12 protein-coding genes are annotated in these 13935 nt (G+C 52.5%); 1 reads left to right on the top strand and 11 read right to left on the bottom strand.

Annotated elements, in window-relative coordinates:
• Positions 1-39: 39 nt before the first annotated feature.
• Together HCZ99_RS14965 and HCZ99_RS14960 are read right to left on the bottom strand one after the other, a co-directional pair.
• Positions 40-1581 carry a glutathione ABC transporter substrate-binding protein gene (locus HCZ99_RS14965; RefSeq protein ID WP_167447804.1) on the bottom strand — a complete coding sequence of 514 codons (1542 nt, stop codon included), beginning with the start codon at positions 1579-1581 and terminating at the stop codon, positions 40-42.
• A 72-nt stretch (positions 1582-1653) separates the two neighbouring features.
• Positions 1654-3483 carry an ABC transporter ATP-binding protein gene (locus HCZ99_RS14960; protein ID WP_167447803.1) on the bottom strand — a complete coding sequence of 610 codons (1830 nt, stop codon included), beginning with the start codon at positions 3481-3483 and terminating at the stop codon, positions 1654-1656.
• 357 nt (positions 3484-3840) lie between these two features.
• On the opposite strand from HCZ99_RS14960, the gene HCZ99_RS14955 reads away from it, so the two are divergent.
• Entirely contained in the window at positions 3841-4785 is a 945-nt protein-coding gene (locus HCZ99_RS14955; RefSeq protein ID WP_167447802.1) for an isoaspartyl peptidase/L-asparaginase family protein, read from the top strand.
• A gap of 35 nt (positions 4786-4820) precedes the next feature.
• On the opposite strand, the gene HCZ99_RS14950 is transcribed toward HCZ99_RS14955, so the two are convergent.
• From HCZ99_RS14950 to HCZ99_RS14910, 9 genes are all read right to left on the bottom strand, one after another.
• Positions 4821-5723 (bottom strand): LysR family transcriptional regulator, encoded by a 903-nt coding sequence (locus HCZ99_RS14950; protein WP_167447801.1) that lies wholly within the window; start codon positions 5721-5723, stop codon positions 4821-4823.
• 196 nt (positions 5724-5919) lie between these two features.
• On the bottom strand, positions 5920-7371 hold the full coding sequence (gene xylB / locus HCZ99_RS14945) for a xylulokinase (RefSeq protein ID WP_167447800.1): 1452 nt from the start codon (positions 7369-7371) through the stop codon (positions 5920-5922).
• A 69-nt stretch (positions 7372-7440) separates the two neighbouring features.
• A complete protein-coding gene (locus HCZ99_RS14940; protein WP_167447799.1) occupies positions 7441-8127 on the bottom strand; it encodes an HAD family hydrolase in 687 nt (228 codons plus the stop codon).
• Positions 8128-8136: 9 nt separating this feature from the next.
• Positions 8137-9198, bottom strand: a complete 1062-nt coding sequence (locus tag HCZ99_RS14935; protein ID WP_167447798.1) for an ABC transporter ATP-binding protein — start codon at positions 9196-9198, stop codon at positions 8137-8139.
• 11 nt (positions 9199-9209) lie between these two features.
• Positions 9210-10262: an NAD(P)-dependent alcohol dehydrogenase gene (locus tag HCZ99_RS14930; RefSeq protein WP_167447797.1), complete on the bottom strand. Its 1053-nt coding sequence runs from the start codon at positions 10260-10262 to the stop codon at positions 9210-9212.
• Between the two features lie 4 nt (positions 10263-10266).
• On the bottom strand, positions 10267-10524 hold the full coding sequence (locus tag HCZ99_RS14925; RefSeq protein ID WP_167447796.1) for a DUF2160 family membrane protein: 258 nt from the start codon (positions 10522-10524) through the stop codon (positions 10267-10269).
• Positions 10525-10528: 4 nt separating this feature from the next.
• Positions 10529-11365: a carbohydrate ABC transporter permease gene (locus tag HCZ99_RS14920; RefSeq protein ID WP_167447795.1), complete on the bottom strand. Its 837-nt coding sequence runs from the start codon at positions 11363-11365 to the stop codon at positions 10529-10531.
• A 5-nt stretch (positions 11366-11370) separates the two neighbouring features.
• Positions 11371-12249 carry a carbohydrate ABC transporter permease gene (locus HCZ99_RS14915; RefSeq protein ID WP_167447794.1) on the bottom strand — a complete coding sequence of 293 codons (879 nt, stop codon included), beginning with the start codon at positions 12247-12249 and terminating at the stop codon, positions 11371-11373.
• A gap of 127 nt (positions 12250-12376) precedes the next feature.
• The gene (locus HCZ99_RS14910; protein ID WP_167447793.1) at positions 12377-13810 is read right to left on the bottom strand and encodes an extracellular solute-binding protein; all 1434 of its coding nucleotides are present in this window, start codon (positions 13808-13810) and stop codon (positions 12377-12379) included.
• Positions 13811-13935: the final 125 nt, after the last annotated feature.

Here is a 13935-nt window from a genome sequence, read left to right as displayed (position 1 = left end):
TACCGCTTGGCGATACCGGGCCATTTGTTTCAGGCGGGCTTATTCTTCGTAAGCTGCGTGGGCGTATTGCATGGTGCCATCGGGCATCGGGAATGCGCCGGTGATACCTTTTTTACGACCAGCCAATGCATTGTTCACCGCAAGCCAAACAACAGGTTTGTCTTTCCAGATTTGCTTTTGGGCGACGGCATAGGCAGCAGCACGTTTTTCCGGATCAGCAGTTTCCAAGGCATCCTGGATGGCCTTATCAACATCTGGGTTGGAATAGAATGCCTCGTTATACATGTTCGGGATCCAGCCTTCGGTCGAGTAAACCGGACGCAGGTGCCAATCGGCATCCCCGGTGGACGGTGACCAACCACCGATGACCATGTCGAATTCGGCGGTTTCCGGGGTCAGGCTGGCGCCGAACAGTTTTTCTGCACGGGTTGCACCTTCAAGCGGAACGATTTTTACATCGACATTGATCTGGGAAAGCTGCTGCTTAAGGAACTGAAGCATACGGACTTCGGTTGAGTCGTTACGCGCCCAAAGATTAACTTCAAAGCCATCTTCGTAGCCGGCTTCTTTCATCAGTTCTTTTGCCTTGGCAACATCCGTCGAAAGCGCCGGAGACTGGGTTTCGTGGAACTGGGTTGCCGGTGCCAGTGGGGCATCAGGAACGATGGCGTGACCACCATAAACAACCTGGGTGAAGGCTTTTTGGTCGATGGCCAAGTTAAATGCTTCGCGGACGCGGGCATCTTTGAACTGTTCGCGCATCATGTTCATCGCCATGACCCAAACCGAAATACCCGGTTTTTCGAGCACTTCGTAGTCGTCGGAACCATCAACACGCTTCATCAGTTCGGCGGGCAAAATCGGCACGAACTGAACTTCGTCGGACATCAGCATGGAAACGCGCGTGCCGTTTTCAGCAACCGGGAAGAAGGTCACTTTGTCGAGTTTCGGCCATTCTGGATCCCAGTAGTTTTCGTTTTTCACGACAACCAGTTTTTCACCTGGAACCCATTCTTCGAACTTGAACGGACCTGTGCCGACCGGATGTTTGGCGATGTCTTTGCCGTATTTTTCAATCGCGGCCGGGCTTTCCATCACAACAGACGGATGGGCCAGCGTATTGATCATGGCACCAAACGGTTTGCTCAGTTTGATGACCACGGTGTTTTCATCCGGGGTTTCAACCGATGAAACGAGTTTGAACAGGCTGTGCTTTTTCAGGTTCAGGCTTGGATCCGCAAGACGGTCAAGGTTGAACTTAACTGCAGAAGCATTGAAGTCGGTGCCGTCCTGGAATTTTACGCCTTCGCGCAGGTGCAGGGTAAAGACCGTTGCGTCGTCATTGCCTTCCCAGCTTGTCGCAAGCTGCGGCTTAAGTTTCATGTCGGCATCAAATGCGATCAGGCGCTCATAGAAGCCGTTCGCGACAGCGTAATCGACGTTATAGTTTGAATCTTGCGGGTTCAGACCCTGAATAATCTGATTAAGTGCAATCGACATTTCTGCCGCTTGTGCCTGATACGCGCCAAAGGAGCTTGCCATAATGGTGGCGCTGAAAAGGGCGGTTTTCAATAGTTTCATATGTAATGCCTCTTTACTGACTTGGGTGGTCGTTGTTGTTTTTTGACCATCTTGGGTTAGGGAATTGGACGTTTATTCCGCGGTAATGAAATGACCCGGTGAAATTTCGCGTAAAGGAAGCCGGGTAGGGGGATTGTTGATGGCCCGAACGGGGCTTGGAACTTCGCCGGTAATCAGCGGGCGCTGTTCAATGCGCAGCGATGGATCGGGAATTGGGGCCGCATCCATCAGGCGTTGGGTATAAGCATGGCCGGGGTTTTCAAACACATTGCGACGTGTCCCGGTTTCAACGATCTGCCCCAAATACATCACCGCAATACGATGACTGACCCGTTCTACAACCGCCATATCGTGCGAGATGAACAACCAGGCCAAACCGAATTTTTCTTGCAGGTCCATCATCAGATTGATGACCTGTGCCTGGACCGATACATCAAGGGCCGAGACGGCCTCGTCCGCGATGATCAATTTCGGATCGGTGCCAAGGGCGCGTGCAATCGCAATACGCTGGCGTTGACCACCGGAAAACGCATGCGGATAGCGTTTGGCGTGTTCTGCCGACAGGCCGACCTGTTCAAGCAGCCAGACGGCCTTATCCATCGCGTTTTTCGGTGTTTCAAGACGGTGGATCAACATCGGTTCGCAGATTGAATACCCAACCGTAAGACGCGGGTTCAGCGATGCGTAGGGATCCTGGAAAACAAACTGGATTTGGCGGCGCAGCTTTTGCAGATCGGTGTTGGACATGGATGACATGTCCTGACCATCAAACAACAGGCGTGAGGATTGCGATTGGACCAATTTAAGGATGGATCGCCCGGTTGTGGATTTACCACATCCCGATTCCCCAACCAGGCCAAGTGTTTCGCCCGGCCAGATATCGATATCGATCCCTTCGACCGCATGGACACGTTTGGTGGTTTTGCTGAGCAAACCTTCCTTGATGTCGAAATGGGTCGTCAGTTCACGCACAGACAACAGTGGGGGCTTGGTGTAATCGATTTTTGCGGCCGGGGCGGCATCGATACGTGGTTCTTCGCCCGGAATGGCAAAGCGGTTGGGAAGGTCGGTTCCCTTCATCGAACCCAGTCGTGGCACCGCCTGCAAAAGGGCCTTGGTATAGGGATGCTGCGGGTTGGCAAAGATGTCCTTAACCGGACCTTCTTCGACCTTTTCACCGCGGAACATAACAATCACGCGATCGGCAATTTCCGACACAACGCCCATATCATGGGTGATGAACAGAACCGACATGCCATTTTCGACCTGAAGATCGTGAATCAGGCGCAGAATTTGGGCCTGAATGGTGACATCAAGGGCTGTGGTCGGTTCATCGGCGATCAGCAATTGCGGACGGCATGAAAGGGCCATTGCAATCATCACACGTTGGCGCATGCCACCCGAAAGGTGATGGGGATAGCGTTTCATCAGATTGCGCGCATCGGGGATGCGGACTTTTTCCAGCATCTCAATCGCGATGGCCGCGGCATCTTTGCGGCTTTTTTTCTGATGGGTTGCGACGGCTTCGATCAACTGTTCGCCGATGGTGAACACTGGATTAAGCGACGTCATCGGTTCTTGGAAGATCATCGATATTTCGTCGCCACGAAGTGTGCGCGCACTTTCATCATCAAGCTTGCAGATGTCGGACGTTTTGCCGTCGCGTCTGACAAGATTGATGGTGCCATCGATAATGTTGCCGTTGCCAAATTCGATCAGGCGCATCATCGAAAGGGCGGTGACAGATTTGCCTGAGCCGGACTCACCGACGATTGCGACGGTTTCACCCTTTTTGACATCAAGGTCGAGACCTTTGACGACGGGGGACGAGACATTGTCTTTACCAAAGGCGACAGTCAGGTTGCGTACAGAAAGAAGTGACGGGCGCGTTTGTTCTGGCATTCAAAATTCCCTGGATCGGTCGCGGACATGGTTGCCGCGGGGCTCTTTTTACTTGTTACAGGGACGTTACTGATGGGCTTTGCGTTCTGCCAAAGCTGATTTGGCAACATCTATGCTGATTTTGCATAGTTTCTGGTAAGGGGTTGATCGCACGAACGCCTTGTCGGTTTGATCGCATTCCACAAAAGCATTTGGTTCCTTGCAATAAACCCATTTGTAAAGCAATGCGGGGTTATGCCGCGCGGGTATGACACCCTTGGTTTGCCAAAATCAGCCCGTTGCCAGCCGGTGCGGCGGGGATAATATTTGGTCTACATAATCACCCAATTTTATCCGCAGTATTGCAGGAGCATTCAGATGACAAATCGGTTCTCGCTGGCCGTTCATGGAGGGGCCGGGACCATTCTGCGCAGTCAAATGACCGCAGAAAAAGAGGCGGCCTATCACGCGGGGATCGAAGCCGCACTTAAGGCCGGTTATGCCGTGCTTGAAAAGGGTGGAAATAGCATCGATGCGGTTGTTGAAGCGGTCTGTGCGTTGGAGGATAACCCGCTATTTAACGCCGGCCGTGGGGCGGTTTTCACATCTGATGGCAAGCATGAAATGGATGCTGCGGTGATGGAAGGAACCAACCGCAATGTTGGCGCGGTTGCGGGAATTCAGGGGCCGAAAAATCCAGTCAAAGTGTCGCGTCTGATAATGGATCAGTCCGAGCATGTTTTCTTTAGTGCGGATGCCGCGATGAAGATGGCCCGTGATGCCGGTTTGGCGTTTGAAGATGCCGATTATTTCCACACGGATGCCCGCTGGAACGCGTTGCAGGAAACTTTAAAACTCCGCGCCGAAGGCAAGGAAAGTGATGATCCCGCACGCCGTCACGGCACAGTTGGGGCTGTTGCCTGTGATGCACAGGGGCGCGTGGCCGCAGCGACGTCCACCGGGGGGATGACGGCAAAGGCACCAGGTCGGATTGGTGATTCGCCGGTGATTGGTGCAGGTACCTTTGCTGATAACCAGACCTGTGCGGTGTCCGCAACTGGACATGGCGAAGTTTTCATCCGCTATTGCGCAGCCCATGAAATTGCGGCCCGGATGCGTCACGCGGGCGAAAGCCTTGAAACAGCCGCCCATCATGTTGTGATGGAAGATTTGGCAAAAAATGATGGTTCTGGTGGTCTTATTGCGGTTGATGCCAAGGGTAATGTGGTGATGCCGATGAACAGCGAAGGCATGTATCGCGGTGTCGTGACGCAAGAAGGCCGGTTTGAAACCTTTATTTATAGCGACGAAGAAAGCGCATAACGCCTAAAGGGATTTGCCCCTGATCGAATGTGCGGTCAGTCGAGCGCATCGGTCAGGGCATCCCAAAGTTTGCGTGTGATCAAACGCTTTGTGTCGGCCTTGCGGTAAATCTGAATGTCGAGTTCGTGGGTCCAGCTTGGCATGTCGATTTGAACCAGTTCATTACGGGCCAATTCGGTTTTCGCGCAGCTTTCCGGAACCAATGTCAGCGCATCAAATTCAATCGCCATGCGCTTGACGAATTCCGATGTCGGGCTTTCGCTAACCCGTTTTAGGTTCTTTGCCGCAGCGGGGTTTTCGCTGAAAATCAAAGATTCGATTTCGGCAAAATACCCGTTTTTGGAATAGCCGACATATGGGATGACTTCACCGCTATCGGGATGGACAACCGGATTGCCTTTGGCGTCACAGGGGGCCACCAAAATCATTTTTTCACGCGCCAGCGTTAAAGCGCGAAATTGTGTGGTGTCAAACAGAACCGGGATATTCGGACTGCAATATTGCAAGACAAAATCAATATCCCCATCGGCCAGATGTCGAACCATATCGTGAAAGTTTTCCGTCATGATATGGCTGGTAAATGGGCCGATGGCCTGCTGTACCTTTTTAAGCCACGCCGGAATGAAGCTGATACTCAGCGTGCTTGCCGCGGCAATGCGAATATCGGGGCGGGCGGCGTGCTGTAACTGATGAAACTGGGCGCGGTCGCGATAGATATCATGCAGCACGGTTTCGGCTGTATCGCGGAAAAGCCTTCCTTCTTCGGTCAGCTTAATTGGATATGTGCGCCGATCAATCAGGTCGGTGCCAATCCAGTTTTCAAGGGCGCGGATGCGGCGGCTAAAGGCAGGCTGCGTCACATTGCGTTCTTCGGACGAACGCGAAAAATTGTGGGTTCTGGCGAGCGAAACAAAATCTTCAAGCCATTTTATTTCCATCTCGAAGCCCTCGAAAAGCGATCACAGGTGACTTTATATCATTTAAGTCTTAGCCAATGCGACCTGCTTAGAACGAGTTTAGGATAACGTCAATTGTTGAAGCCCCGTGCACGACGTACACGGGGCTTTTTGATCGTCTTCTTATCCGCAACATTCCGGGTGATGCCCAAAAATGCAAATGAATGCCGTTTCCGGATTACTGGATGGATTTGATCGCAGGATAGGCTGCGCGGAATGCGCCGTAGGCATCATCAAATGCGCCGATCAACTTCGCATCCGGATCAATCGTTTCGCGGACGTCGGGCACGGTCATGATGCTGTGCGTTGACGCACCGGTCGCCGCGATCATGCCAAGACGTGCTGCGCCAAGGGCCGCACCAAATTCACCGCTTTTGGGTAGTGAAAGCGGAACGCCAAGGGCGGTCGCGATCAGACGGATCCAATAGCGCGATGCCGACCCGCCGCCAATCGCGATCAGTTGGTCAAGTTTGGCATTGGTCGCCAATAGCGCCTCGAAACTGTCGCGTAAACCAAATGCCACACCTTCAAGCACAGCACGGGTAAGATCTTCGCGCGATGTTTCTGCCGCAAGGCCGGTAAAGCTGCCGCGAATTTCGGCATCATTGTGCGGTGTGCGTTCACCCGCAAGATAAGGCAGGTATCGCACCGGACCGGGATTTTTCAGATCGCCATCAAGTTTGGATGTTAGTTCAATGGGGTTTTGTCCGGTGATCCGTGCCAACCAGTTCAGGCTATCTGTCGCCGAAAGCATAACCCCCATTTGATACCAGCGTCCGGGAATGGCATGGCAGAACGTATGAAGGGCGGTTTCAGGTGCGGGGTGATAGCCATCACGTGCCGACAGCAAAACCCCAGACGTCCCAAGCGAAACAAACCCTTGGCCCTCGTTTTGGGCGCCAATACCGCATGCGGCTGCGGCGTTATCGCCCGCACCACCAGCCACCGATACAGGGCCGGAAAGACCCCATTTACGTAAAAGTTCGGGTCTTAATTGGCCTGCTTCTTCGGTGCCTTCGACCAGTCGGGGCATTTGATCTTGGCGCATGTGCCCCGCAGAAAGAAGGGTTTCTGACCAGCATCTTTCGCCGACATCAAGCCATGATGTCCCCGCACTATCAGACATATCGGCAACGTAATCGCCGCACAGATAGGCGTTTAAATAGGCGGTTGGCAGCAAAACCTTGGCCGTTTTGGCAAAAATTTCCGGCTCATGTTCGCGCACCCATTCAAGTTTGGGGGCCGTAAAGCCAGGAAAAACGATGTTGCCCGACAGGGTTCGAACTTGATCCGTGCCATCAAGTTTTGCCGCCTGCGCGTGGGAACGTGTGTCATTCCACAGAATGCAGGGACGCAAAACATCGCCGTTTTTGTCAAGAAGGGTCGCCCCATGCATATGACCGGCAACGCCGATACCGCGCAAATCTGCAAACTGTGGATAGGTGTCGCGCAGTTCTTCGATGGCAGCATCAAGGGCGGCGATCCAATCGGCCGGGTTTTGTTCAGACCAGCCCGGATGGGGATGTGTCGCCTGATAATGACGTTCGGTGGCACCAATTGGCCGACCGTCTTCGTCGATCAACAACACGCGCAAACCAGAGGTTCCAAGGTCAATGCCAAGAAAAGTCATTCAAAGGCCCTTTTAAAAAGAGACGGGTGGTGGTTCATCAGATCATGCACGACAAACATCATGAAAGCATCATGATTGCCCGATGATTTCATCACCAACATCTTGAAGGTCATGGAGAATTACCGATGCACCTGCGACTTGCAAAAGGTTTGTTTGATAATCGCGAATATCATCAAGATGCGTGCCGCCAACAAACCCAATCGCCTTCATACCAGCAGCAATCGCACCTTTGACCCCGTGCGGGGAATCTTCAACAACCACGCAGTCTTTGGGATCCACGCCAATTTGTTGTGCGGCCAATAAAAAAAGGTCCGGTGCCGGTTTGCCATTCTCGACCTGATCGGCACTAAACGCTGTTCCGTCAAAGCGCGGCAAAAGGTTTGATAGTTCAAGCGTTTTACGCATGCGCCGCAAAGAACTTCCGGTCGCAAGGGCGGTTTTTATGCCTTGCTCCGACAGGCGGTCGAGCAGTTCATCAACATGCGCGATCTTGGTAAGTCGGGTTTGATATTCTGAAAGAAGGTGGTTTTCGACACGATCAATAAAGTCATCCGGGCACGGACGGCCCAAACGTTCAGTTATGTTTTTACAGATATCTTGGATTGATACGCCGAGAAAACGGCTGCGAACATCATTGATATCGGCATCCTGAATGCCAAGCGACTGCATTTCGTTTGCGATGACCTCTAACGACAGTGGTTCACTGTCGACGAGGCAACCGTCCATATCAAAGATAACGGCGGCAGAAGACGTCATGAAGATTCCTTAAATTCTCTGTTCGGTTTCGCGATCGAACAAATGGACATTTGCGGGATCAATCATGTAGCACAGCTCGGAACCGGGTTTGGCAGAAATCCGATCTTTAACCAGCGCATCAATCAATTCAGGGCCCGATTTGGCAAAGACCTGCGTTTCTGAACCGGTGGGTTCGACAACGACAACTTTCATCGGCACCCCCTGATCGCCAACCTGAATATGTTCTGGGCGAATGCCATAGGTGACAGCTTGATTGGTGCGTGCATTGTTTTCAGGGACTGGAAGTTCCAAGCCATGATCGGATAGGAAAACTTTTTTGCCGTCTTTGACCGCGATTGTGCCGTGTACGAAGTTCATGGAAGGCGATCCAATAAACCCGGCAACGAACACGTTTTTCGGATGGTCGTATAGATCCAAGGGGCTGCCGATTTGCTCCACGCGCCCATCGCGCATGACAACGATCTTATCGGCCATGGTCATGGCTTCGATCTGATCGTGGGTGACATAGACAATGGTCGTGCCCAAACGTTGATGCAGTTCTTTGATTTCAACGCGCATGGTCACGCGCAGTTTTGCATCAAGGTTTGAAAGCGGTTCATCAAACAGGAATACTTGCGGATCACGAACAATCGCGCGGCCCATGGCAACGCGCTGGCGCTGCCCGCCTGAAAGCTGCTTGGGATAGCGGTCAAGCAAATGATCAAGGTCAAGAACCTCGGCTGCTTTGGTGACTTTTTCCTTGATGACACTATCGGGCTGTTTCGCCATTTTCAGGGGGAAGCCGATATTATCAAACACGGTTTTATGCGGATAAAGCGCATAGCTTTGGAAGACCATCGCAATGTCGCGATCCTTTGGGATCACGTCATTAACAACGCGGCCCCCAATCGAAATCGTGCCATCGCTGATTTCTTCAAGACCCGCAAGCATGCGTAGCAAGGTCGATTTGCCACAGCCAGACGGACCTACCAGAACGACGAATTCGCCGTCTTCGATGTCGACATCCACGCCGTGCATGACCTGAACATTGGAGTAGCGTTTGACGACGTTTTCTATTTTTACATTGGCCATTGGGCTTCTCCTTATTGCGGCAATTCGATTTGCAGTTTCACATCTGCCGGCGGGGCAGAGGCTGCTATATCGAACGCACGCACGCTGTCTTCGAATGAGAATGTTCGGGTAATAAGCGGTTTGACATCAATTACGCCGGAGCTCAGCATTGCAACGCAGCGCGGGAAAACATGCGCATAGCGGAAAATGTTTTCGACCCGTGCTTCGCGGATCATTGCCGCCCCTGCGTCATAGCTAATCGGGTCGGGTTGACCGCCGATCATGACCACACAGCCGCCCGGACAAAGTGGTTCGAAAACGGCCGCGGCCGCCTTGGGCGAACCGGTTGCTTCAAACACAACATCTGCACCCCAGCCATCTGTATCGCGCTTGACGATTTCGGCAATGTTTTGCGATTTGGCGTTAATTGGTGTGATCGCGGGGCTTAGCGATGCAGCGATTTCAAGCTTCTTTTCCGCAAGATCAGCCACGTAAACACGCGCACAACCGCCCGCCAAGGCGGACAGTGCCGTGACCAAACCAATCGGCCCCGCGCCAATCACCAGGGCAATGTCGCCCGGTTTGATACGGGCCTTGGTCGCGGCATGAACACCCACGGCAAGGGGTTCGACCATGGCGGCTTCGGCAAAGGAAACATTGTCGGGCAGTTTAAAGGTGAAGGCTTCTGGGTGAACGCACGTTGGGCGCAATATGCCATGTACTGGCGGGGTGGCCCAGAAACGCACTGCCGGATCAACATTATACATACCAAGGCGGGTTGCCTTGCTGTTGGGATCGGGGATCCCCGGTTCCATGCATACGCGATCCCCCACTTTCAGGGTACTGACTTCTGAGCCGGTTTCAATCACCGTGCCCGATGCTTCGTGGCCCAAAATCATCGGCTCGTTGACAACAAACGGACCGATCCGGCCATGGGTGTAATAATGGACGTCTGACCCACAAATGCCGACGGTATGCATTTTAATGCGGACATCGCGTGCGCCCAGAACTTCTTCTGTCCGGTCAATTGCCGGAAAATCGCGCAAGGTAATTTCGTCTTTCTTTTCCAGAACCAGGGATTTCATGGCGTTATCCTTTCCTGATAATGAAGGCGCCAAGCGCCAAAGCAATCGCATTTGAAATCCAGATGGACAATCCGATTGGTTCGATAAAGCGGAACCAGAACAGGGAAAGTGCGACCCAGATCACGACAGATATGAAAAGACGATCAAACCAGTTGGTTTCAATCGGCAAGAAGCCGTGTCTTTCCGTATCTCCAAGGGCGGCGTCATCGCCTTCTTTGGCAAGGTGGGCGGACGCCAGCGGTGTCACATGTTTATCGGTCATGTCGTTATCCTTTCACCGCGCCAAAGGTTAGACCGGCCACAATGTGTTTTTGGACCAAACCGAAAACGATTAGGGCAGGGATCAGGGTAAAGACCGAAATCGTCGCCATAATTCCCCATTCAGTCCCCGTAGTGGTGACATATTCCGACAGACCCGTGGTCAAGGTACGCGCATCGAAATTGGTCAAGGTCGCAGCCAGCAGGTATTCGTTCCAGGCAAAAACCCAGGTCAGGATCAGGGTGACGGCAAGGCCCGGACGGCACAGCGGGAAGACGATTTCGCTGATCACTTTCCATGGGCTTGCCCCATCGACATAGGCCGCTTCGTCAAGTTCTTTGGGGATCCCATCAATGGTCGGACGCAGCGTCCAGATGGCGAAGGGCAGGTTAAAGGTGCAATAGACCAAGATCATGCCGATGCGCGTATCAAGCAGCGTAAATTCCCCGATACGGTACACTTGCGTCATCAGCAAAAACAACGGCAGCAAGAACACCGCAGGCGGCGCCATTCGGTTGGTGATGGTCCAGAAGAAGATGGATTCTTTGCCCTTAAAATCAAAGCGCGACAGCGCATAGCAGGTAAAGAAGCCAAGAACCGTACACAGCAGGGCATTGCCGCTGGAAATGATCAGCGAATTGATCATGTAGCTTCGAACCAGCCGGTTACCGAGGACTTCGGTGTAGTTGCCCCAGTACGGGTTGTTCAAAATAAGGTCCGGCGTGCTGAAAAGCTGAACCGCAGGTTTGACCGAAATGACAAACAACCAGTAGATCGGGAACAAGGTCAGGAGGCTGATCAGGATCCAGAACAGTGTTGTAAGGATTGGATTGCGCTTTTTCATGATCGTTATCCCTTCCTGTTATTGCGCGGGGCCAGCATGCTGACATAAAGCAGCCAGCAGACCACGATGGTGAGGTAAAGAACGATCACGGAAATGGTTGATCCGTAGCCGTAGTTGGTTTTGGGGAAGACTTCCTTAAAGATATGAACGCCCAGAAAACGGGTTGAAGAGCCCGGTCCACCCCCGGTCAGCATCCAGACTTCGTCAACAGTACGAAGGGCATCCATCAGACGGATAAATACTGTGGCAATAAGGGCCGGGGCGATCATTGGAAGTGTGATGTGCCAAAAGATCTGGCGTTTGTTTGCACCGTCAATCTGGGCCTGTTCAAACGGATCGCGCGGCAAGGATACCAAGGCGGCAATCAGCGTTAGGGTCACAAGCGGCGTCCAGTGCCAGATGTCCATCACGACAATCGTGAAAAAGGCGGCGGGTGCGGATGTGCCGATATTCATGCTGATCCCGAACCATTTATCAAGGTAATGCGGAATGATGCCAATCGACGGCGTTGTCATCAGCTTCCAGACGGAACCAACAATGATCGGCGCCATAATAAGGGGCAGCGTATGAATGGTGCGAAAGAATGCTTTGCCGGGAAATTCGCGCATAAATGCCTGTGCCAGCATATATCCGATAATGACTTCGGATATGACGGCAAACAGAACGAACGCCACGGTCACACCAAGCGAGTTGAGGAACGCAGAGTCAAAGACGATGCGACGGAAATTGTCCGCACCGTTAAAGATCATTTCTGGCGATGCTGCGAACGGGTTCCATTGATGGAACGACACGAAGACCACGTAAACAAACGGCAAGACACCGAAGAAAAACAAGATCAGCAGCGTTGGCGCCAAAAGGATCCAACCAAGCTTGTTGGAGCGCATTATCAACTCCCTGGATGATGGATGCAGTGGTTCCGTTCATGCGCGCGGTTGTTGCGTCATGACGGGGGGATCGCCACCCGAAGGTAGCGATCCTTGATGATGGATTTTTCAGATCAGAAAGACTGACTTACTTGCGATAGCCAAGATCGGTAAGTTCGGCTTCGGCCTTGGCAGCCATCTGATCAAGACCCGTGTCTGGATCAAGATCACCGGTCAGAATTTCATAGAGGATCGGCGAGACAGCTTCGCGGACCTGCGCGTGGAACGGATATGCCGGTGCACCGGCAAACAGATATCCTTTGTCACGCAGAAGGTCATAATATCCGCCAAGTTCTTTGTTCATTTCCTGAACTTTGGGATCGTCATAGGTTGCCTTGTTGGTCACACGTGGTGCGGCAACTGCCCAATCAGGCTGAACTTCGTCCTGACCGATATATTGCAAGAACAGCATCGCGGCTTCTTTGTTCTTTGACGGCGAAGGAATGCCAAATGCACCGCCATCATAGTAACCGATGTAGCCTTTGCCGTTTTCGACTTCTTCTAGGATGCCGTCTTCAAGCGGCGGAAGGGCAACGCCAACTTTGCCAACAACCAATGATTTGGATTCATCAGCTGCGATCCAGCCAGCATTTTCACCATACACCAGACCCTGTGCGACACGGCCAGCACCAAACGTGGTGCCAACTTCGGTCCAGGTTGACGCATTGCTTTCTGGCGGGGCGATGTCGCGCATGCTCAGCCACCATTTAAGGGCCTTTTTGGCCTCTGGGCTGTTCATCTTGCCGCCATGTTCGACGGTCGCGGCGTAATTGTTGTCGGCATCAATGCCCCAATTATAAACGCCGTAGGTCGGTGCAATGGATTCAAAATATTCATAGAACGACGCCGGGTGACCGGTGTGGGCCTGTGCGGTGGTGCCCCACAGATCCATGTCGTGGTCTTTGCCCCATTTGGTGAAGAAACGGGCGATTTCGCCGTATTCTTCATGGGTTTTCGCTGGTTTAAGTTCGCGACCGGTTTCCGCCTTGAATGCTTCTTTGATTTCCGGATCGTTGAACAGATCGGTGCGATAGAGATAAATCTTGATGAAGGCTTCCATCGGCACGCCGTACAGATCACCGTTTTCACCGCGGAAGTAATCGGCAAAGGTGGTGAAGTTATCTTCGCTGTAGGTAGGTGCTTTAAGCGATGGGTTGTCGGCAAGAAGTTTGGTGGTGTCGGTCAGGAAATTGCGTGACAGATAGGAATACACGATGTCCTGTTCGATAAAGACCATGTCATAGATGCCGGTGCCGACTTCCATGTCTTTGATGGCCTTGTCATACATCTGATCCCACGAAGTGGTTTCGATATCAACGCGGATGCCGGTCAGTTCTTCGAACTGTGGGGCCAATACTTCGCGGATGTAATTTGACGGCGGGGTCGACTCGGTCACGCCATGAAGGGTGACATCCTGATACGGTTCAGCGGCTTTTTTCCAAAAAGCATCATCGGCATATGCCGCAGTGGATGCGATGGACAAAGCAAGTGCTGATACACCTACTTTAAGTGCGTAATTCATTTCGATATTCCTCCCGTTGGAATGTGCGGATATCGCCGGTCAGCATTCTTGTGTTGCTTTGGACCTGCATTTCCGTGCGGTGGAATGATGCATATGTAATGCAATCCATGCAAGTGAAAATTTTC

It is taken from the genome of Thalassospira lucentensis, assembly GCF_011806425.1.
Taxonomy (GTDB): domain Bacteria; phylum Pseudomonadota; class Alphaproteobacteria; order Rhodospirillales; family Thalassospiraceae; genus Thalassospira; species Thalassospira lucentensis_B.
This window is presented reverse-complemented; position numbering and strand designations above follow the sequence as displayed.

Coding starts and splice junctions, on each gene's coding strand:
- HCZ99_RS14930 (WP_167447797.1), bottom strand. CDS start 10,262: ATGAAATCCCTGGTTCTGGAAAAGAAAGACGAAATTACCTTGCGCGAT.
- HCZ99_RS14940 (WP_167447799.1), bottom strand. CDS start 8,127: ATGACGTCTTCTGCCGCCGTTATCTTTGATATGGACGGTTGCCTCGTC.
- HCZ99_RS14935 (WP_167447798.1), bottom strand. CDS start 9,198: ATGGCCAATGTAAAAATAGAAAACGTCGTCAAACGCTACTCCAATGTT.
- HCZ99_RS14965 (WP_167447804.1), bottom strand. CDS start 1,581: ATGAAACTATTGAAAACCGCCCTTTTCAGCGCCACCATTATGGCAAGC.
- xylB (WP_167447800.1), bottom strand. CDS start 7,371: ATGACTTTTCTTGGCATTGACCTTGGAACCTCTGGTTTGCGCGTGTTG.
- HCZ99_RS14920 (WP_167447795.1), bottom strand. CDS start 11,365: ATGAAAAAGCGCAATCCAATCCTTACAACACTGTTCTGGATCCTGATC.
- HCZ99_RS14950 (WP_167447801.1), bottom strand. CDS start 5,723: ATGGAAATAAAATGGCTTGAAGATTTTGTTTCGCTCGCCAGAACCCAC.
- HCZ99_RS14960 (WP_167447803.1), bottom strand. CDS start 3,483: ATGCCAGAACAAACGCGCCCGTCACTTCTTTCTGTACGCAACCTGACT.
- HCZ99_RS14910 (WP_167447793.1), bottom strand. CDS start 13,810: ATGAATTACGCACTTAAAGTAGGTGTATCAGCACTTGCTTTGTCCATC.
- HCZ99_RS14925 (WP_167447796.1), bottom strand. CDS start 10,524: ATGACCGATAAACATGTGACACCGCTGGCGTCCGCCCACCTTGCCAAA.
- HCZ99_RS14955 (WP_167447802.1), top strand. CDS start 3,841: ATGACAAATCGGTTCTCGCTGGCCGTTCATGGAGGGGCCGGGACCATT.
- HCZ99_RS14915 (WP_167447794.1), bottom strand. CDS start 12,249: ATGCGCTCCAACAAGCTTGGTTGGATCCTTTTGGCGCCAACGCTGCTG.